We start from the raw sequence: 19,627 nt of genomic DNA on the forward strand, positions 1-19,627 counted from the left end.
CCGATCTATGCGGGCAACGCGATTGCGACCGTTGAATCGACCGATGCGAAGCTGGTCATCACCGTGCGCGGCACCGCCTTCGACAAGGCCGAGGCCGAGGGCGGCAGCGCCGAGATCGAAGCGGTCGCATCGACCGGCGATACCGGCAAATCGAGCTTCGTCAGCGCCGAGATCGCCAAGAGCGAACGCCCGGAACTGACCAGCGCGAAGATCATCGTGTCGGGCGGCCGCGCGCTGAAGGACAGCGAGACCTTCGAGAGCCTCATCATGCCGCTTGCCGACAAGCTCGGCGCGGGCGTGGGCGCATCGCGCGCCGCCGTGGACGCGGGCTATGTCCCCAACGACTACCAGGTCGGGCAGACGGGCAAGATCGTGGCTCCGGAAGTCTATATCGCGATCGGCATCAGCGGCGCGATCCAGCACCTTGCCGGCATGAAGGATTCCAAGACCATCATCGCCATCAACAAGGACGAGGACGCACCCATCTTCCAGGTCGCAGACATCGGCCTGGTGGCGGACCTGTACAAGGCCGTGCCGGAACTGATGGAGAAGCTGTAAGATAAGCGGGGCGGGCCGAAAGGTTCGCCCCGCTTTTCAATCGGCGGGGATCGGATCTTCCTCGATCGCCTCGCCCGGGCGGCGGTCCAGCGGTTTCACCCGGATCAGCCGCAGCGATACCAGCAGGCCCAGTGCGATCAGCAGGGCCGCGAACATCGATACGCCCATCCAGCCCCCATGCGTCCACGCATAGCCGCCGACCGAGCCCAGTACGCTCGACCCCATGTAATAGCAGAACAGATAGCAGGCCGTGGCCTGTGCCCGGTGGTGTCCTGCGCGCCTGCCGACCCATGATGATGCGATGGCATGCGCGCCGAAGAATCCCGCAGTGACCACCGCGATCCCAACGACGATCACGAACAAGGGTTCAGCCGCCGTCAGCCCGATCCCTGCCAGAAAGATCACGATCGGCGCCCACAGGCTGCGGCGCGGGCCATAGCGTCCCGATGCAGCGCCGCTGATCGCGGAACTGGCCGAACCGACGAGATAGAGCAGGAAGATCGCACCCACCGCCGATTGCCCCAGCGAATAGGGCGGGGCCAGCAGGCGAAATCCGACATAATTGTAGATGCTGATAAACCCGCCCATGAACATGAAGGCGAGCAGGAACAGCCATGGCAGGGCGCGATCGGCAAAAACCTCGCGGAAGCCGCCGACATAGCCGGTCAGCGACACCGGCCGCGGTTCGAACGCGCGCGATGGCGGCAGCGTGCGCCAGAACATCGCGCCCATGGCAAGGCCCGCCACGCCGGTCAGGCCAAGCGCGGTTCTCCAATCGAGAAAATCGGTCAATAGGCTGACCAGCAGGCGCCCGCTCATGCCGCCCACCGCGCTGCCCGCGATATAAAGGCCCATGGCGTGGCTGACCGCGCCATCCTCCACCTCTTCGGAGATATAGGTCATGGCGACCGCCGGAACGCCCGCCAGCGCAAGTCCGCAGGCAAAGCGCGCGGCAAGCAGGCTGTACCAGCCGGGAAGCGCGGCCAGCAGCGCGGTCATGACCGAGGCCGCCAGCAGCGATGCGATCATGATGGGCCGCCGCCCCAGACGGTCGGAAAGCACGCCTGCCACCAGCAATACAAAGGCCATCGGCCCTGTCGCCAGCGATACGGCAAGGCTCGATTCCTCTGCGGTAAGGCCGAATTCGTCGGCAAAGACGGGCAGCAGCGGCTGCGTGCAATACAGGAGAGCAAAGGTCGACAGGCCCGCCAGCAGCATGGCGAGGCACAGGCGCTTGTAGGCGGGCGTGCCCCGGGTGATTTTCTGGCTGGTCATCGCCTCGGCTATGGGGAGCGGCCCGGTCATTGGCAATTGCTTATCGGCGAAGGGCTACTTCGCTGATTGCATGCGCCTGTCGCGCTGATCGATTTTCTCGCAAAAGCGCCGCTTGTAGCGCGCTGGGTGCTTCATATATTGCGCCGCAGCATGAACGATATTTCAACGACACAGAAGGCCCGCCATCCCGGCCTGGTGCTTTTCGCGCTGGCCGTGGGCGCATTCGCCATCGGCACGACCGAATTCGCGGCGATGAGCCTAGTCCCGTTTTTTGCCGATGATCTCGGCATTTCCGAGGTCGCGGCGGGCCATGCCATCAGCGCCTATGCGCTGGGCGTGGTGGTCGGCGCGCCGCTGATCGCGATGTATGGCGCGCGCCTGCCGCGCCGCACGCTGCTGATCGGGTTGATGGGCTGTTTTGCATTTGCGAACGGGCTTTCCGCATTTTCGCCCGATTACAACTGGCTGCTGGCCTTCCGTTTCCTTTCGGGCCTGCCGCATGGCGCCTATTTCGGCGTTGCGGCGCTGGTCGCGGCATCTCTGGTCCCGGCCAATCGGCGCGCCACATCGGTCGCGCTGGTGATGAGCGGGCTGACGGTCGCCACCATCATCGGTGTGCCTGCCGCGAATTTCATGGGCCAGCTGGTCGGGTGGCGTTCCGGCTTTGGCGTGGTCGCGGCGCTGGCTTTGCTGACCATGACGCTGGTCGCGTGGCTGGCCCCGCATGGCGGCGCGGACAAGACGACCAGCCCGATGCGCGAATTGAGCGCGTTGAAGCGCCCGCAGGTGATCCTGACGCTGCTGTCGGGGGTGGTCGGGTTCGGCGGCATGTTCGCTGTCTATACCTATATCGCCTCTACCCTGATCGACGTGACCGGATCGGGCGAAGGGTCGGTGCCGATCGTGCTGGGTATTTTCGGGATCGGCATGACCATCGGCACGCTGGGCGCGGCGCGCGCGGCAGACCATGCGCGCGACAAGACCGCCATCGTGCTGTGGATCTGGAGCGCGATCGCGCTGGCCATCTATCCCTTTACCGTCGGCAATGTCGTGTGGATGGCGCTGGCCGTCTTCGTCATCGGGCTTGGCAGCGGGATCGGCGGGGTGATCCAGGTGCGGCTGATGGATGTCGCAGGTGAGGCTCAGACGTTGGCTGCCGCTGCTCATCACAGTGCTTTCAACATGGCCAATGCGCTGGGCCCGTGGCTGGCCGGGCTTGCCATCACGGCGGGCTATGGGCTGCGTTCGGCAGGCTGGATCGGCTCGGCGCTGGCGCTGGGCGGGCTGGCCGTGTTCTTGATCGCGGTCATGCTGGAAAAGCGGCAGGGCACAGAGCCGGAGATGCTGCCGGCCGAATGATCGCCTGTTCGATTGCGGGCGGATTAACGGGGGCGGGCAGCGTCCTGCGCCGCTCGCTCGGCTCGTCGCGGCAGGCGAACGCATGCTTTAATTCGCCGCCAGCCGCCTTCCTTTCGCCGCATTTGCGGGAAGGTTTTGCGGGGGTTGGGGGTTCTCCTTGCAAACGCCCCGGCAACGCGCCGGGCAGCCAATGGAAGGAGTGATCCTCATGAAGAACATCATCAAGGGCAGCATGATCGCCGCCGCTTTCGCCATTCCCGCCGCCGCCATGGCCGCTGCGCCGATCAGCTATGAAGAGCAGATGGCGCATCAGGAAGAAGCGCGGGTTCTGACGTCACCGATCGCGGGTATCCATAATTCGAAATGGTATGATTACCGCATCAATGTGACGGAAACGAAGAAGGAACTGGCCAGCGACCTGCGCCGCGCCAGCGATCTGGAAGACCGCCGCGACGCATGGGGCGAATATGCGAGCGAGCTGAAGGATAATCGCCAGGACTATGTGAAGGCGATGGCCAAGAAGGGCTATAAATACAATGTGATCGTCGAGCAGCCGGGTTACTGATCCGGCAGCGCCCTCAGGGTCGCAGAAAGGAGCGGTTCGCCATGGGCGGGCCGCTCCTTTTTCGTGGGCGGATACGGGGTTTATACTTACCGGGCGAATAACCCTATCGCGACCCGGCACGATCCATATCGCGGCTTTACCGGCATCATGCCGAAAAGGGGCGCATTCTTAAATGTTCAGATCCGATCCGCGAGAAATCGTCGAGATCCATTGCAGCTTCCGGCAGGGGCTTCAGGCGCTTCAGCCGATCAAGGTCACCGACCTGACCTGTGCTGGGTGCAAGCTGGACCATGTTCCGATGGAGATCACGCAAGGCGATCGTATCGCCATCAGGATCGACACGCTGGCACCGATCTATGGCGTGGTGCAGTGGGTGAAATCGGGGATGGGCGCGGGGCTGAAATTCGAAAAGCCGCTGCATCCCGCCGTTTTCAAAAGCATGCTGGCAAAGCTGCGCAGCGAGAATCAGGCGACCGGCTATACGCCGCGCTCGAACGCCGCGCCCGCCCGGTTCTGCTGAACGCCTATCTGGCTGACTGCCCGACCGGCCGATGGCCTAACCGGCGCGCATGGCGGCACCGATCTCCTGAAAATCGGCGCGGATCCGCGCCAGCTTTTCCGCTTCGAAACGCGCCGCGCTGTCCAGAATGGCGCTGCGCGCACGGGCATAGAGGTCGCGCATGGCAGTGACGACGGGGTCATCGCCGATAAGCCCCATTTCCAGCGCCAGAATGCTCGACACCGCGCGGGAAAGGGAGCTGCTGCGCAGGGCCGGATCGCGGATCGCATCGGCGTGGATCGCGGTGCCCAATGCCCCGACCAGCTGTTCGAAACAGATGGAGACCAACTCGCGCCGGTCCGCGCCATCGATGCGCGCGTCGAATTCGACGCTGCGATAGGCTTCGGCAGGGGCGGTTCGGTGCATCATCGCCATGCCGCTCAATCCGCCGAATTCCACGCCGCGATCTGCGATTCCAGAAAGGCGAGCGTGGATTGCGAGGCGCTGACGCGGCTGTCGGACGCGGCGAAGCGGGTGACGAGACGCTGGCGCAGCGCCTCCTGCTTTTCGGCCAGCGTATCCTGGTCTTCGCCCACGGCGTCGAGCTGGTCGTCATAGCGCGCGATGGAGCCTGCAAGGCTGGAGGGATTGCCGGTGCTGGAAGCGGCGCGGCTGATCCCGTCCATCGTCGAATAAATGCCATACAGGCCCGTGGTGAACATGGCGGCGGCCCCTTCGGGATCGCGCGCCAATGTCGCGGCAAGCTGTTCGCTATCCAGCGAAAACGTGCCGTCGCGGTTGATGCCAAGGCCAAGGTCGGACAGCGTGCGCACGCCCCCTTCGGCGACATTGCCCATGATGACGGTGCCTGCCAGCGTGCGCAGGCTGTTCTTCAACGCGCGCGCGCCCGAATCGCGGGCCAGATCGCCTGTCGCCGGATCGGTCGCGGTGTTCAGCTCTGCCATGATCTCGTTCAGCGCGGCGGTCAGATCCTCCATCGCGCCCGATATGGATTCAGAAGCATCGGAAAAGCGCAATGTGGTCGGCGCGCCGATATTGGTCGCGGTCAGTACCATTTTCACGCCGGGCACCACGTCGGTCAGCGTGTTGCTGGCCGATGTGATCGCCATGCCGTCCAGCGTCAGCGCCGCGTCCTGCGATGCCTGCACCAGCGTTCCGGTCGCGCTGCCCGGCTGCCATGCCAATGCCGAAAGGCCCGGTTCCGCCGCGTCTTCGGTCACGTCCAGCACGAAACCGTTCTGCGCGCCCTCGGCACCCTTCATCACAAGGCGCGGGCCATTGACCGTGTCGGCGACATAGGCGGTCACGCCGGAATCGGAGCCGTTGATGGCGGCGGCCACATCGGCCAGCGTCGCGCCGCTGCCGATCGCGATGTCGACAGAGGGCTGGGCCGCATCCTCGGTAAAGCCCGCACCCGTCACCTGACCGAACCGCAGCGTGATCGTGCCAGCGCCGATGGCCGTGTCGGTGGAGGCGACCGCAGGGCTTGCCAGCACCTGGTTTTGCGCCAGCTGCGTGACCTCCACGCTATAGCTGCCCGACGGCGTCACCGATTTCGACAGGCTGACCGATGCCACCGCGCCATTGTCCATGGCAGGCGCGGGCGCCAGATCACCGACGCGGATGCGATCGCCCAGAGAGGTCGAGAGGCTGAGCACCATGCTCTTGAGATTGGAGGCGGACGAGATCTGCGCCTCCAGCGTTTCCGATCTGGCCGACAGCCGGTCGATGCGTCCCGCGAATTGCGCCGCGGAAAGCTGGCTGGCCAGCCCGGTCATGTCGATACCGCTGCCAGCCCCCAGCGCGCTGATGATGCTGGAGGTAGCAGACGTGTTGCTGGTAGTGGTGGAGCTGGTGGTGGTCATGGATCTCAGAACGGCGGATCGCGCCTGCGCTTAAGCCGCGCGCGGGCCGCTTCCTTTCATCATTCGGGTTTGATTTCCGCCCGGCCATCGGCATCGAAATGCATGGTGACGGGCAGGTTGACGCTGGGCGCGACCGGGCTTTCCCCGCGTTTGAGCGACAGGACGAAGCCCAGCACGGCGGCCACGGCGGCATAAAGTTCGTGCCGGATCACCTGCCTTTCCTGCGTCGTGAAATAGAGCGCGCGGGCAAGCGGCGGGTATTCGAGGACCGGCACCTCGTACTCGGCAGCCAGTTCGCGCATGGCCAGCGCCTTGTCGTCGCGGCCCTTCGCCAGCAGGATCGGGGCATGGGCGCGGTCGGGGTCATAGACCAGCGCGACGGCGAAATGGCTTGGATTGGTGATGACGAATTGCGCCTCCTTCATCGCCGGGACCAGCGCGCCCGCGGCCATGCGGCGCTGGCGATCGCGGATCGCGGCCTTGTTTTCGGGGCTGCCTTCGCTCTGCTTGTGTTCGTCGCGCATGTCCTGATGGCTCATCATCAGGCGCTTGTTGCGGCGGAACATCTGGATCGGCACATCGACCAGCGCGATCAGCAGCAGCCCCGCGCCCAGCGCAAAGAGCAGGGTCACGATGGCATCCCAGCCATAGCCCAGCTGCTGCCCCATATTGCCCCGGCCCAAAGCGGCAAAGCCCATGATCCGGTCCTTGCCCCAGACCCATGCGATCGCTGCCAAGAGCGCGACCTTGGCCAGACCCTTGCCCATCTCGATCAGGCCGTTCATCCCGAACATGCGTTTGAGGCCCGAGAGCGGATTGATGCGCGAACCCTTGAACGCGAGATTGCCGCCGACCCATACGCCGGTGCCGAACCCCAGCTGCGAGATCAGCGCCCCTGCCATCATCAACGCGCCCAGCACCAGCACCGGCGGCAGCGCCGCGCCCAGCATGGGGAGAAGGACGCGTTCGGGCGTAAAGGCATCGAGATCGGCGCGGTCCCACATCAGCCCGTGCCGCATCGCGCCGGTCAGCCTGTCCCACACCCAGCCGCCGCCCAGCGCCATCCACCCCGCGCCCAGCAGGATCGCGCTTGCCGTCGCCAGTTCCTTCGATCGCAGCACATCGCCGTTCTTCGCCGCGTCCTGCTTGCGCTTGTCGGTTGGGGCGAGGGTCTTTTCGCCGCTGTCCGATTGCGCGCTCATGGCGTGATCAGCCCTTCGCTGAAGTCGAGGGCGACCCCGATCAGGCCGGTCATCTGTTCGCCCAGCACCGGGAAGCTGGCGATCAGCGCGGCAAGCCCGGCCAGCACGCCCAGCGGCAGGCCCAGCGCGAACAGGTTCAGCGATGGCGCCGAGCGGCCCAAGACGCCTGTCACCAATTGCGCCAGCATCAGCACCAGCGTGACCGGCAGCGCGATCAGCACTGCGTTTTCAAAGAGTACCGAGCCAAAAGAGACGATCACCTCCATGCGGTCGGCCGAAAACCAGCCGCCGCCGGGCGGAAAGCTGCGGTAGCTTTCCACCAGAAGCGCGATCCAGTGCAGATGCGCGCCCAGCGCCAGGAACAGCAGCGTCATCACGACGGAAAAATACTGCCCCAGCGCCGGCGACTGCGCGCCGCTGGCCGGATCGACGGCGGTCGCCATCGACATGCCCATCGCGCCCGATATGACCTCGGCAGCGACGATGGGCGCGGCAAAGGCCAACTGCAGGACGAAGCCCAGCGACAGGCCGATGGCGACTTCGCCCGCGACGGTCACCATGCCCGACAGCGATAACAGGTCGGCAGGCGCGGTGACGGCGGGAAACCAGCTGCACACGAATACGGCGATCGCCCCGGTCGCGATCACGCGCACCTGCGGCGGCACGCCGGCGCTGCCGAACAGCGGCGCGGCCAGCATGGCTCCGCCGATGCGGGTCATGACGAAGACCAGCCGCCAGAATTCGGCTTCGATCCCGCCAAGGCCGAAGGAAAGCCCGATCATCTTCCGACCATCCTTCCGGTCATTGGCCGATCATCGCGATTTCGGCGAACACATCCTGCGCGAAATCGGCGACCAGCCCCATCATCGCCCCGCCCAGCAGCACCAGCACCAATGCGGTGACCGCCAGTTTCGGCACAAAGGTCAAGGTCTGTTCATTGACCGAGGTCGCCGCCTGGATGATCCCGACGATCAGGCCCACCGCCAGCGCCGCCAGCAGCACGGGCGCTGCCACCAGCGCGGTCGTCCACAGCATCCGGTCGGCCAGCGCCAGAAGGGCGTTGCTTTCATCCATCACGAACCCCTCACACGAAGCTTTGCGCCAGCGATCCCATCAGCAAGGCCCAGCCATCGACCATGACGAAGAGCAGCAGCTTGAAGGGGAGCGAGACGATCATCGGGCTCATCATCATCATGCCAAGGCTCATCAGCACGCTGGAGACGACAAGATCGATGACGAGAAACGGCAGGAATAGCATGAAGCCGATCTGGAACGCGGTCTTGAGTTCGCTGGTGACAAAGGCAGGCAGCAGGATCGAAAAAGGCACGGCCTTGCGGCTTTCGAATTTCGGCGCATCGGCGATGTCGGCGAACATCATCAGGTCTGTCTCGCGCGTCTGGCGCAGCATGAAGGCGTGGAATTCCTCCCCCGCATTGGCGATCGCGGTTTCCGCCGGAATGTCGCCATCGGAATAGGGGGCGATGGCGCGCGCGTTCACTGCGTCCAGCGTCGGCGCCATCACGAACAGCGAGAGGAACAGCGAAAGGCCGATCAGCACCTGATTGGGCGGCGACTGCTGCAATCCCATCGCCTGCCGCAGGATCGCCAGCACGACGAGGATGCGCGTAAAGCTGGTCATCATCAGGATCAGGCTGGGCAGGATCGTCAACAGCCCCATCACCAGCAATAGCTGGAGCGACAGGCTCAGCGATCCGCCATTGGTCGCCTCCAGCGTGCCCAATGCGCGGTCGAGCGCGGCGGGCACCGCCTCTTGCGCGAAGGCAGGCGCGGGCAGGAGAAGCAGCGGCAGAGTCAGGGCGAGGAGGCGTTTCACTCGACCATCTCCGCGAAACTGCCGCGGGCCGGGGCCTCGGCAAGGCGCGTGAGGCCCGAGCGCGAGGCGGAGACGAGGATCTCTCGCCCATGGAACTCGATCACGGCAAGCTTCATGGTGGGCGAGAGCATCTGCGTCTCGACGATGCGCACCGCGCGGGCCTGCCCGCCCGCCTGCTGGCGCTGCTGCATGTGCTTGGCGAGTTTCAGCACGCCCCAGATCAGCCCCGCGATCAGCGGCAGCATGATGGCCAGCTTGAGGAGGTACCAGAGCATCAGAGCATGCCCTCTGCCGCAATGGCGGGCGCATCCGCCGCAGCGGGCGCGGCGCTTGGGGAGAGGGGGGCATGGCCTTCCATCTCCACGATCCGAAGGCCAAAGCGGCCACCCTGCACGACGACTTCGCCGCGCGCGATGCGGCGGCCATTGACCTGCACGTCCAGCAGCTCGTCGGTCAGCCGGTCCAGCACGATCACGCTCTCCTCGCCCAGCGCCATGACGTCGCGCAAAGGCAGTTGCGTGCTGCCAAGCTCGATCGAGAGGCGGACGGTGACGTCCTTGAGGAAATTCATCGGGTCGTGTGCGATGGTCATGAAATGTCATCCTTTTTCGGAAGGGCAGGGGCAGGCGTGCGCGTGCCGAGCTGGAGAGCGACGCGGTCGTCCATCTCACCCACCGTGCCATGCGCGATCAGTTGCTCGCCGATGGTGACGGGGACATGGCGGGCGATGGAAACCGGCAGGATGTCGCCGGGCTTCAATCCCGAAAGGCGGGCGAGCGGCAGGGCCATATCGACCAGGGTCGCCGTCAGCGTCAGCGGGATGTCGGCAAAGGGCCGGTCGGCCGCCGTGCGCGGCGCCGGGGCAGGGGCGGCGCGTGCGGGCGCGGTATTGTCGCCCAGCGCTTCCCACAGCGCCGCAATTGCGGCGGCGGGCATGGTCAGGCGGATCAGCCATTCCGGCCCCTCGGCAAAGCGGATGGAAAAGCCGATCTGATGCAGCGGGCAATTGGCGGCAAAGGGGCGCAGCAGCGCGATATCGCCGCCGCCCGCTTCAGCCCTGGGCGCGGCCAGCGCGCCGCCCGCCGCGATGCGCCCGATCAATTCGGCCATGATCGCCTCTATCCGGGAAAGCAGCAGTTCGGCGGAAACCGGCAGGCGGGCGGGCAGCGGATCGGGCACGTCGCCATCGCCGCCGAACGCGCGGTCGACCAGTTCGAACAAAGCGCGGGCATCAGTCGATACCAGCAGGCGGCAGGCATCGGTGCTGCCGGCCAGCACCCGGTGGCAGGCAGGGCCATTGGCTTTTGCCAGCAGCGTGTGGGCAAAACCGTCGACCGGATCGCCTGCCGTCACGGCGGGCATGATCCCGCCTGCCAGCGGCGCCAGCTCTGCCGGAAGCGCGGCGGCGACGCGGTGGCCCAGCAGGACCAGCGCCTCGCCGGCGTCGGCCTTTTCGACCTGCCGTTCGACCAGTTCGCGGCAATGGCGCGCCAGTGCCCGTTCGGCCCGTATGGTGTCCTGCCTCATCGGTTCTACTGCACGATGAAGGAGCGGAAATAGACCTCGTCGATCCCGCCAAAGCCTTCGCGCCGCGTCAGCTCTTCATTGATCGCGGCGGCCAGCCGTTCCTGCAGCGCGCGCTTGCCCTCGATCGAATAGACCTGCTCTTCTTCGGTATCGGCCAGCACCGCCAGCATGGCCGACCGGATGGCCAGCTCATGCGTTTTCATCCACATCAGCACGCGCCCGTCGCGCTGCGTCGATGCGGCCAGTGACACCTGCACCAGCGCGTCGGAATTCTTGAGGTTGGAGGTGAACTCCTCGCCGAAAGTGTAATAGGCGGTGCGGAATTCGCTGCCGCCATCGCCATAGACGATGGGCACGGCGTCCTTTTCCTTTTCGGCTGCGGCATAGGGATCGTCCTCGCCCTTGCGCACCAGTTTCGGGTCATTGACCTCTTCATGGGACGCGCCGATCATGCCCGACTGCATGGCGGCAAAGGCCCCGCCGCCGCCTGCGCCCATTAATGCGATCGCGCCGATGATCTTCACCACCATGCCGCCGCCCTTCTTCGGCTTGGGCTGGTCCTTTTCGCTTTTGCTCATGGATATTCCTTTCGATTGCTAAGGGCGCGCGGATCAGGCGAGGATGCCGCGACGGCCCGTGAGGTCTGGCTGGCCGGTCTTGCCGACTGCTTCGGGGGCTGTTTCGGCGGCTGCCGCGCCGTCGGCGCGCGAATGCGCCGGGGCGTCGCTGGCACGGTGCTGCTGGGCGAAGGACTGGCCGCCGTGGGATGGCGCGCCCTGACCTTGTGCATTCTGACCGAGGTTATGGCCCTGATTTTGGACCTGATTTTGTCCTTGCCCCTGCTGTGCGTTCGATTGGGCCTGGTCCGGCCCGCTGCGGGTCGCGGCACCGGCCTGCACGGCGCGGGCGAAATCCGGGTCCGCACTGCTCAGCGTTGCGGCAAGGCCATGGTCCTCGCTCGACAGGCGGAGCGCCACGATACCGAATTCGGCATGGCCAATGGTCGCGCGCACCGGCTGGCCCGAAGTCTCGCGCGCCCGCGCGATCGCCTCGACCAGCGCGCCCAGTCTTTCGGCGGCCATGGGCCCATCGGCGGCGGAGAACTGGGCGGCAGGCTGAGGGGCGGGATCGGCGATCGGCGTGGTCATGGCGACCGGCGCGGACGGGGCCGGGCCGACCGTCGCGGGCGCAGGCTGCGCGCCCTGCGGTGCATGGCGATCCGCCGCCGTGGCCGTGGTCGCCTTTGCAGATTTGGGTCCGACCGGGCGCGGCATGTCGCTATCGTTTGCAGCAGGCTCGGCGGAATTGATCGGCTCGGCGCTGGCAGCGGCTTGGCCAAGCTTCGTCGGCGTCTCCATGGCCGTGGCAATCGGCTCCGCTGTCACTGGCCCCGACACCGATCCCGGTACAGGTGCGGGTGCGGCGGAAAGGCGCGTTGTAAGCGCGTCGATGCGGATGGGGCGAATCGTCGCGGGGGCTGCGTCGGCATCCGATGCCGCAGGCAGCACGGCGTTGGCGGGCCGGGCTTCGCGCAGCTGCTCCGCAGGGGCTGCGCCCTTGGCCCTGCCGGTCATGGTGGCGAGCATTGCCGCCATGTCGCGCAGGGCGGCAGGCGCTTCGGCTTCGGCGGCAAGCTGCGGCAGCGTAAACGGCAAGCTTTTGCCGCCTGCATTGCCACCGTTGCCGCCTGCATCCGGCAGGCCCGCGCTATCGCTGCCCGCGACCGGCGCAGTCGCGGGGGCTGGGGGAGCCGCCTGCATCGCGGCCAGCGCCATCAGCAAGGGCCCGAAAAGCTCCGAATCCAGCGCTTCTTCGCCGGTTTCACCTGGCGATGCGGGTGCGTTGGGCGATTTCGCCATGGAAGACGACAGGCCCTGAAGGGCTGAACTTGCAGAAGTCGTGGCAATGATCGCAGCGTTCGGCATGAACCCTCGGTTCGTCGGCGTTGATGACGAACACTGCCTTTCAAGTATCGTGCCAGATTGCCTTTCGTCCCGGTGTCGGCAGGAACTGGCCGCCGCGTTCGATCATGCGGCGGCAATCCTCGGCCCGGTCCTGCGCATGGGCGCGGCGCTTTTCGGCGTGGCGGCGTTCGTCCTGCCTGCGGTCGGCGGCGGTGCGGGCATTGTCGATATCGGTGTCGGTCTGGGCGGTGATGCGTGACAGCCCCTCACGAAACCGGACCATGTGCAGCAGCGATGCGCCGTCATCGGCATGACGCGGATCATAGCTGGCCTGAATGTCGACGGTCCGCTCGCGCAGAGCCAGCAGCTGGGCCAGCGTGCCCTCCGCCTCGGCAGCCTGCGCGGCGGCGGCGTGGCTGGCGATGGCGCGGATCCTCTCGATCCGGCGCAGGCGCAAAAGGCGGTGCCTGTCGGGTTTCATCGCGCTATCGGGCAGGGGTGGGGGCCAGCAGCGCGGCAAGATCGGCGACCGACTGTTTCAGCGGTGCGATCTGTCCCGTCGGCTGGGCAAGAAAAGCGTTGATCGCCTTTTCCATCGCCAACGCCCGGTCAAGCTGTACATCCGATCCGGCGCGATACGCGCCCATCAGCACCAGGTCGCGATTGGCATCGAGCGTCGCAATCAGGCTGCGCAGCTCGCGCCCATGGGCGATATGGTCGGGGGCGGCGACATCGCTCATCACCCGGCTCAATGATGCGGCGATGTCGATGGCGGGATATTGCCCGCGCTGCGCCAGTGCCCGCGACAGCACGATATGCCCATCGAGGATGGATCGGGCGGTGTCGACCACGGGATCGTTTTCATCATCGCCATCGGCCAGCACCGTATAAAGGCCGGTAATGGCCCCGCCGCTGCTGGCCGAATTGCCCGCGCGTTCGACCAGCCGGGTGATCGTCGCCAGCGCCGATGGGGGATAGCCGCGCGCCGCGCCCGGTTCGCCCAGCAGCAGGCCGATTTCGCGCGCGGCGTGGGCGACGCGGGTCAGGCTGTCCATGACAAGGAGGACGCTTTTGCCCTGCGCGCGGAAATATTCAGCCATGGATGTCGCCAGCATCGCGCCGCGCAGGCGCAGGTTCGGCGCATGGTCGGCGGGCACGGCAATGGTGATGGTGCGCGCGCGTTCGGGGCCTGCCATGTGCCGCTCGACAAAGCCGGACACTTCGCGGGCGCGTTCGCCGATCAGGGCGAAGATCACGATATCGGCCGTGCTGCCATGCGCGATCATGTCGATCAGCACCGACTTGCCGACCCCCGATCCGGCCATCACGCCGATCCGCTGCCCTTCGCCGAACGTGGTCAGCGCATTCAGCGCCCGGACCCCGCAATCGAATGGCAGGCGCACGCTGGATCGTTCAAGCGCGCCAGTGCGCACGCCGACTGCGGGCCAGTGTTCGCATCGTTCGGTTGGGCCAAGCCCGTCGATCGGCCTGGCCTCTCCATCCACCGCGCGGCCCAGAAAGGCATCGCCCACCGGCACCATGCCCGGCGTTCCTTCGGGCAGGACGCGCGCGCCGGGGTGGAGGAGGGCGCTTTCGCCCAGCGGCATCATCAGGGTCAGGCCATTCTGGAAACCGATGACCTCGGCCCCCAGCGTGGCGCCGCTGTCCTGTTCGATCCGGCACAGGCATCCGACGGGCAGCGACAGGCCGCTGGCCTTGACCAGCCCGTTTTCGCAGGCGCGGACAAGCCCGTGCCGGATCGGCGTCAGCGGTATCGGGGCCAGTTTCAGCCCGTCCAGAAAAGGATGCTTGCCCATTACCGGTCCAGCGCCTCTGCGATGCGTTGCCGCCAGCTGGCAGGGCCGTCCTCGATCCCGCCATCAGCCGTCTCGACGCGCAGCGCGCCGCGTTCCAGCGCGGGGTCGGGGCGAAAGCGCCAGTCGGCAGGCGCATCGTCGGCAACCAGCGCCAGATCAATGGGGTTGAGGCAGATGGTGCGCGGCCCGCTTTCCGACAAAAGCGCGAGCGCGGCATCGATGCGCCGGACCAGCGCGTTCTCGTCCATGGCCATGGGGGCCAGCGTCTCTTCGCAAAGCGCGGCCACGATGTCGCGCAGATCGCGGGAAAGCCCGGCGCGGGCTTCCTCGTCGAGGCGGCGGAAAGTGGGCATCAGCGCCGCGCGCGCGTTCTCGTCTGCGCCATGGCGCGCCTCCATTTCGGCGCGTGCCTGGGCTATCCCTGCGGCAAAGCCGTCGGCGTAAGCGGTCTGCGCGGCATCGGGTTCGGGCGGCTGCGGCGCGCAGGCGGGCATGCCGGGGGCAAACCGCCGGTCGGCGCGAAAGCCGAGGCCCTGCGACAGCGAGGCCAGCGATACGGCTGCCGGGACATCAGATGCATGACCGGGAAAGTCTTCAAACATATTCATCGTCTCCCGATCCGATGATGATGGTGCCTTCGGCGGCAAGACGGCGGGCAACGGCGATGACCGCCCGCTGGGCCGTGACCACATCCTCCATCTTGAGCCTTCCACGGCCCTCGATCTCGTCCTTCAGCCCGTCGGCGGCGCGCGACGACATGGCGGCGAAGAAGAATTCGCGCTCCGTCTCGGCAATGCCCTTCAGCGCGTCGATGAGAATGTCGGAATCCACCTCGCGCAGCAGCGCGCCCATCTGCTGGGCAGGCAGGGCGAAGAGATGTTCGAAGCGGAACATCTCCTCCTCGATCCGCCTGGCCAGCTTCTTGTCGAATTTGGAGATCGCGGGCATCACCACCTTCTCCACCGCCTTGCCGGTGCCGTTGATGATGGCAGCGGCCTCTGCCGCGCCGCCCATGGCAAGCGGGGCATGGCCGTGGCATTCGCGGATGCGCCGTTCGAGCATCTGTTCCAGCACCTTGAGCGCGCCTGCCTGCACCGTCCCCATGGTGGCGACGCGGCGCATGACCTCACCCTGCACGGCGGGGTCGAGGCTTTTGACGACCTTGGCGGCAGGCTCGGCCTCTATCTGCAGGAGCAGTAGCGCAATCGCCTGCGGATGTTCGCCGCGCACCAGTATCGAGAGCGATTGCGGCGTGAGCCAGCGCAGCAGTTCGAGCGGCGAGGGAGGAGCCTCGGGCACGATGCGCTGCATCAGATTGTCGGCCTTGATGTCGCCCACGGCGCGGGTCATCAGCTGGCGCACCTGAACGCTGCGGTCCTGCGCGGCGAATTCGGCGCTTTCGGCGTGGGAGACGAAGCTGGCGATGGCGCGATTGATCGCATCGGGCGCGACATCGCCCAAGGCGCACATGCTTTGCCCAAGGCGCTGTAGTTCATCGGGGCCGAGCTGCGAAAGCAGCGACGCGGCCTGCTCTTCATCCAACAGCATGACCATCATTGCCGCCTCTGCCGCAGGGCTTATCGTCGGGGTGAGCGCATCGTCCATCACGCCGCGCTCATCTGCTGGCCGCCTGCCGGGGCGGGGGCAGGGGCATCCTCGCGCAGCATCTGGCGCAGGGCGGCGACCGCGCTTTCGGGTTGTTCGCTCACCATCCGGCGAGCAAGCCCGACCTTGCGGTCAAGCTGCTCACGCTCGGCGATATTGCCGACCAGCTCTGCCGCGCGCGGGGTGATGGCGGCATCGCCGCGCTCCTCGCCATCCTCGCTGTCTCCGGTTTCCAGCGCGGGTACATCGAGCGCGCCGTCCTTTGCAGCAGGGCGTTTCAGCGCCTTGATCATCGGACGCACCGCCAGCAGCAGAACCAGCAGCACCGCCAGCAACGCCGCGCCATAGCGGACGAGGCGGGCAAACCAGCTCGTTTCATAAAAGGCCTGCGTCGCCGTGGTGACAGGTTCGAAGCTCCTGACCATGACGGTCAACCGGTCGCCGCGCGCGTCGTCGACGCCCACCGCAGAGCCGATCAGGGACTTGATCTCGTCGATGTCGGACGCCTTGGCATCCTTCATCGCCTCTGACGACAGGGCGACCGCGACCGACAGGCGCTTCAGCCCGCCGGGCGCGCTATTGGCGACGGCAACCTCTCGGTCCAGTTCGTAATTGCGGGTGGCGGCAGTTTCACCGTTTTGCACGGGCGCAGCGGCTGCGGCGTTTTCGGTTCCGGTGGGAGCGCGGTCTTCGGCCGTCGCTTCGGGCGGGGGCGTGTTCGACAAGGCGCCCGGAATGCCCGCGGCGGGCGCGGCGGCGCTGTTGGTCGCGCTATGCACGCTTTCGCTGCGCAGCGATCCGTCGCGGCCATAGGTTTCGCTGGCGCGCGTCACCTCTTCCATGTCCAGCTCGACCTGGATCTCGCTGGTGAAATTGCCTTCGCCGAACATGGGGGTGAGGAGATGGGTGAGCTGGCTGCGCAATTTGGCTTCCATGCGCGCCTGCCGGTCGAGCCGGTCGTCATCGGCCTTTGCCGGATCGGACAAGAGCGTGCCGTGCTGGTCGACGACGCGGACATCATCAATGGCAAGTCCCGGCACCGACGCCGCGACCAGATTGACGATGGCGCGCACCTGTTCGCCCGACAGAGAGCGTCCGCGCGCCAGCCGCAGCATGACGGAGGCAGATGGCGGCACGCTGTCGCGGACAAAGGCGCTGCGCTCGGCCTCTGCCAGATGGACGCGCACCGATTCCACTGCGTCGATTTCGCCGATGGTCAGCTGCAATTCGCGCTCGCGCGCGGCGCGCAGGCGCTGGCCTTCCATCGTGCGGCTTGCGCCCAGCGGCAGGGAATCAAGGAGTTCGGTCCCGCTTTCGGGCGTCCCGATGGAACCGTCCTGCGCGACCAGCATGCGGGCGCGGTAATAATCCTCTTCCGTCACGGTCAGCGCGCCGGTGGCATTGTCGATGGCATAGCCGATGCCCGCGCTATCCAGCATCTGCACCACGGCGGCGCGGTCGCTATCGGCCAGATCGGCATAAAGCATGCGCTGCGACGATGGCGCGAGCTGCGCCCATGCCAGCGCCGCCGCGCCAATGGCCGACAGTGCGAAAAAGGCAGGCAGCGCCTTCTTCACCGGCTCCTGCGCGGTAAAGCTCTTGATGCGCGTCAGCACCGATCCACCTGCGGGATCGGTAAGCGGGGCAGTCAAAGACTGGCTGGCGGCGGGGACGAGACCTGACATGGCTTAGACCCCCATCCGCATGATGTCCTGATAGGCGGACAAGAGCTTGTTCCTCACCTGCAGCGTGGCCTCGAAAGCGACGCCCGCTTCCTGCCGTGCCAGCATGACCTTGGCGACATCGGTCACCTCGCCGCGCTGATAGGCATTGCCTATGTCCTCGGCCTTTACCTGGACGGCGTTCACGTCCTGCAGCGAATTGTTCAGCGTTTCGGCAAAACCGGGCGTGCCCGCGCTTTGCGTTGATTCCGCCTTTTGCGAGGCGTGCACATCGCGCAGCGCCTGCGAACGGTCGATGATCTGCTGCCGAAGCGCGATGATCGAGCGCACATCGGCGCCGGTGGGATTTATCGACGACACCGCGCACCCCCTGCCGCATAGCGGCCCATCTCGACACCCGCGTCACGCATGGAGGCGAGGCGGTAGCGAAGCGTGCGTTCCGATATGCCCAGCGCCGCTGCCGTGCGAACGCGATTGCCGCCGTGATCGTCCAATGCGCGCAGGATCGCCTCGCTCTCCGAATGCTGGACGATATCGTGCAGGCTGGCATCGGAAGCGGCGGCACGAGCCGGGGCGGCAGGGCGCAGCGGGATCGCGCGCACATTGTCGCCGCCGACAGGGGCGGGCTCGACCAGTATGGCCGGGCGGTCGAAGACGATGTGATCCGCCGCGATCACGCCCTCGCCATTGGCAAGGAGCAGGGCGCGGCGAACGACGTTTTCCAGTTCGCGCACATTGCCGGGCCAGCTGTGCGCGGTCAGCATCGCCACCGCATCGTCGCTGAAAAACGGGACCTGCTGGCCCGTCGGCACATGGCGCATGGCCAGCGCATAGGCCAGCATGGGAATGTCATTGCGGCGCTGGCGCAGCGCCGAGAGCGTCAGCGGAAAGACGTTGAGGCGGTAATAGAGATCCTCGCGGAAGCGGCCCTCGGCCACTTCGACGGGCAGGTCGCGGTTGCACGCCGCGATGATGCGCACGTCGATCTTTACAGGCTTCGACGATCCGATGGGCACGACTTCGCTTTCCTGCAGGGCGCGCAGCAGCTTTGCCTGCAGGTTGATCGGCATCTCCGCGATCTCGTCCAGCAGCAGCGTGCCGCCGTCGGCTGCGCGGAAAAACCCCTCGCTCGCCGCATTGGCGCCGGTGAATGCGCCTTTCTGATAGCCGAAGAGCATGGCTTCCAGCATGGTTTCGGGCATGGCCGCGCAATTGACCGCGATGAACGGTCTGTCGGCGCGCGGGCTCCTCATGTGGATGAAGCGCGATAGCACTTCCTTGCCCGTGCCGGTGGGGCCGTTGATCAACACCGGGATCTCGCTGGCGGCAAGCCTTTGGGCAAGCGCGAAGATCGACAGGCTTTCAGGATCGGCGGCGATGGGATTGTCATTCCCGCTCATCGCCGCGATCACCTTGCCCAGCGCGGTGTCGGACAGCGGATCGCGATAGGAAACGCGCATGTGGCGCGGCCCCAGCCGGGTCACGCCCGGCGGGCCGGAACGGTCGAGGTCGATCACGCGGGCCGCAGGCGGCGGCGGCGCGGTGTCGGCGGCATCGCGCATGAACACATTGCTGCCCGCAAGCACCGTCTCGCAAATGGCAGAAACCCGCTGGCACAAAGCCCCGTGCCGCGATCTGGCCGTATTGGCGAAGAGAACCCCTGTCATCTGACAACCCCTTGATGGACCCCGGCTGGCCCCTGATGAAATCCGGCTGGCCCCGGTGGAGCCATGCCCGCAGGAAAATCCCGCGCAGTCCCGTGCGGGGTCTTTCCGATGGCCCCTTGTGGCCGTGTGTCCCTCAAGAAGCGGGCAAGGCGAGGCTGCGTAGTTTCCCCTAGTTTCCCTGCAGAAAGCCCCGAAAGCGGCGGGTTTCATCCGATGCCGATGAATTTTTGCCCTTAATCCATCCGTT

At 66.2% G+C, this 19,627-nt stretch carries 23 protein-coding genes; 4 read left to right on the forward strand and 19 right to left on the reverse strand.

Annotated elements, in window-relative coordinates:
* Nucleotides 1–558 (forward strand): electron transfer flavoprotein subunit alpha/FixB family protein (locus tag A9D13_RS14185; protein WP_216635512.1); only part of this gene is annotated, 558 nt, incomplete at its 5' end.
* Between the two features lie 36 nt (nt 559–594).
* On the opposite strand, the gene A9D13_RS14190 is transcribed toward A9D13_RS14185, so the two are convergent.
* The gene (locus A9D13_RS14190) at nt 595–1,863 is read right to left on the reverse strand and encodes an MFS transporter (RefSeq protein WP_066775062.1); all 1,269 of its coding nucleotides are present in this window, start codon (nt 1,861–1,863) and stop codon (nt 595–597) included.
* A gap of 120 nt (nt 1,864–1,983) precedes the next feature.
* Between A9D13_RS14190 and A9D13_RS14195 the strand changes: the two genes are divergently transcribed.
* The 3 genes from A9D13_RS14195 to A9D13_RS14205 all read left to right on the forward strand — a co-directional run bounded on the left by A9D13_RS14195 (nt 1,984) and on the right by A9D13_RS14205 (nt 4,277).
* A complete protein-coding gene (locus A9D13_RS14195) occupies nt 1,984–3,192 on the forward strand; it encodes an MFS transporter (protein ID WP_066775827.1) in 1,209 nt (402 codons plus the stop codon).
* A 208-nt stretch (nt 3,193–3,400) separates the two neighbouring features.
* Nucleotides 3,401–3,757, forward strand: a complete 357-nt coding sequence (locus A9D13_RS14200) for a hypothetical protein (protein WP_082922478.1) — start codon at nt 3,401–3,403, stop codon at nt 3,755–3,757.
* A 172-nt stretch (nt 3,758–3,929) separates the two neighbouring features.
* Nucleotides 3,930–4,277 carry a PilZ domain-containing protein gene (locus A9D13_RS14205; RefSeq protein ID WP_066775066.1) on the forward strand — a complete coding sequence of 116 codons (348 nt, stop codon included), beginning with the start codon at nt 3,930–3,932 and terminating at the stop codon, nt 4,275–4,277.
* 36 nt (nt 4,278–4,313) lie between these two features.
* Here the strand turns inward: A9D13_RS14205 and A9D13_RS14210 are convergent, their stop codons facing one another.
* The 18 genes from A9D13_RS14210 to A9D13_RS14295 all read right to left on the reverse strand — a co-directional run bounded on the left by A9D13_RS14210 (nt 4,314) and on the right by A9D13_RS14295 (nt 19,380).
* Nucleotides 4,314–4,715, reverse strand: coding sequence for a flagellar protein FliS (locus A9D13_RS14210; RefSeq protein WP_229665314.1), 402 nt, complete (start codon nt 4,713–4,715; stop codon nt 4,314–4,316).
* Nucleotides 4,697–6,142, reverse strand: coding sequence for a flagellar filament capping protein FliD (gene fliD / locus A9D13_RS14215; protein ID WP_066775068.1), 1,446 nt, complete (start codon nt 6,140–6,142; stop codon nt 4,697–4,699). Before fliD ends, A9D13_RS14210 begins: the two co-directional genes overlap by 19 nt.
* A gap of 59 nt (nt 6,143–6,201) precedes the next feature.
* Nucleotides 6,202–7,344 (reverse strand): EscU/YscU/HrcU family type III secretion system export apparatus switch protein, encoded by a 1,143-nt coding sequence (locus A9D13_RS14220; RefSeq protein WP_066775070.1) that lies wholly within the window; start codon nt 7,342–7,344, stop codon nt 6,202–6,204.
* Entirely contained in the window at nt 7,341–8,126 is a 786-nt protein-coding gene (fliR, locus tag A9D13_RS14225; RefSeq protein ID WP_066775073.1) for a flagellar biosynthetic protein FliR, read from the reverse strand. Before fliR ends, A9D13_RS14220 begins: the two co-directional genes overlap by 4 nt.
* Before the next feature lie 19 nt (nt 8,127–8,145).
* Nucleotides 8,146–8,418 carry a flagellar biosynthetic protein FliQ gene (locus A9D13_RS14230; protein WP_066775076.1) on the reverse strand — a complete coding sequence of 91 codons (273 nt, stop codon included), beginning with the start codon at nt 8,416–8,418 and terminating at the stop codon, nt 8,146–8,148.
* A gap of 10 nt (nt 8,419–8,428) precedes the next feature.
* Nucleotides 8,429–9,178: a flagellar type III secretion system pore protein FliP gene (gene fliP, locus A9D13_RS14235; protein WP_082922439.1), complete on the reverse strand. Its 750-nt coding sequence runs from the start codon at nt 9,176–9,178 to the stop codon at nt 8,429–8,431.
* Nucleotides 9,175–9,453, reverse strand: coding sequence for a flagellar biosynthetic protein FliO (locus A9D13_RS14240; RefSeq protein ID WP_066775079.1), 279 nt, complete (start codon nt 9,451–9,453; stop codon nt 9,175–9,177). Before A9D13_RS14240 ends, fliP begins: the two co-directional genes overlap by 4 nt.
* Nucleotides 9,453–9,770 carry a flagellar motor switch protein FliN gene (gene fliN / locus A9D13_RS14245; RefSeq protein ID WP_066775082.1) on the reverse strand — a complete coding sequence of 106 codons (318 nt, stop codon included), beginning with the start codon at nt 9,768–9,770 and terminating at the stop codon, nt 9,453–9,455. Before fliN ends, A9D13_RS14240 begins: the two co-directional genes overlap by 1 nt.
* Complete coding sequence (locus tag A9D13_RS14250; RefSeq protein ID WP_066775083.1) at nt 9,767–10,705, reverse strand: FliM/FliN family flagellar motor switch protein; 939 nt, start codon at nt 10,703–10,705, stop codon at nt 9,767–9,769. The genes fliN and A9D13_RS14250 overlap by 4 nt, the downstream gene beginning before the upstream one ends.
* A gap of 5 nt (nt 10,706–10,710) precedes the next feature.
* Entirely contained in the window at nt 10,711–11,283 is a 573-nt protein-coding gene (locus tag A9D13_RS14255) for a flagellar basal body-associated FliL family protein (protein ID WP_066775090.1), read from the reverse strand.
* Nucleotides 11,284–11,316: 33 nt separating this feature from the next.
* Entirely contained in the window at nt 11,317–12,564 is a 1,248-nt protein-coding gene (locus A9D13_RS14260) for a hypothetical protein (RefSeq protein WP_066775093.1), read from the reverse strand.
* Nucleotides 12,565–12,670: 106 nt separating this feature from the next.
* Nucleotides 12,671–13,090, reverse strand: coding sequence for a hypothetical protein (locus A9D13_RS14265; RefSeq protein ID WP_066775096.1), 420 nt, complete (start codon nt 13,088–13,090; stop codon nt 12,671–12,673).
* Between the two features lie 4 nt (nt 13,091–13,094).
* Nucleotides 13,095–14,426 (reverse strand): FliI/YscN family ATPase, encoded by a 1,332-nt coding sequence (locus A9D13_RS14270; RefSeq protein WP_066775099.1) that lies wholly within the window; start codon nt 14,424–14,426, stop codon nt 13,095–13,097.
* Entirely contained in the window at nt 14,426–15,028 is a 603-nt protein-coding gene (locus A9D13_RS14275) for a FliH/SctL family protein (RefSeq protein WP_066775102.1), read from the reverse strand. Before A9D13_RS14275 ends, A9D13_RS14270 begins: the two co-directional genes overlap by 1 nt.
* Nucleotides 15,021–16,031, reverse strand: coding sequence for a flagellar motor switch protein FliG (locus A9D13_RS14280; RefSeq protein WP_066775105.1), 1,011 nt, complete (start codon nt 16,029–16,031; stop codon nt 15,021–15,023). Before A9D13_RS14280 ends, A9D13_RS14275 begins: the two co-directional genes overlap by 8 nt.
* Complete coding sequence (fliF, locus tag A9D13_RS14285; RefSeq protein WP_066775107.1) at nt 16,031–17,716, reverse strand: flagellar basal-body MS-ring/collar protein FliF; 1,686 nt, start codon at nt 17,714–17,716, stop codon at nt 16,031–16,033. The genes A9D13_RS14280 and fliF overlap by 1 nt, the downstream gene beginning before the upstream one ends.
* A 3-nt stretch (nt 17,717–17,719) precedes the next feature.
* Nucleotides 17,720–18,073, reverse strand: coding sequence for a flagellar hook-basal body complex protein FliE (fliE, locus tag A9D13_RS14290; protein WP_066775111.1), 354 nt, complete (start codon nt 18,071–18,073; stop codon nt 17,720–17,722).
* Complete coding sequence (locus A9D13_RS14295) at nt 18,061–19,380, reverse strand: sigma-54 interaction domain-containing protein (RefSeq protein WP_066775114.1); 1,320 nt, start codon at nt 19,378–19,380, stop codon at nt 18,061–18,063. The genes fliE and A9D13_RS14295 overlap by 13 nt, the downstream gene beginning before the upstream one ends.
* Between the last annotated feature and the right edge of the window lie 247 nt (nt 19,381–19,627).

It is taken from the genome of Croceicoccus mobilis (genome assembly GCF_001661965.1).
GTDB classification, from domain to species: domain Bacteria; phylum Pseudomonadota; class Alphaproteobacteria; order Sphingomonadales; family Sphingomonadaceae; genus Croceicoccus; species Croceicoccus mobilis.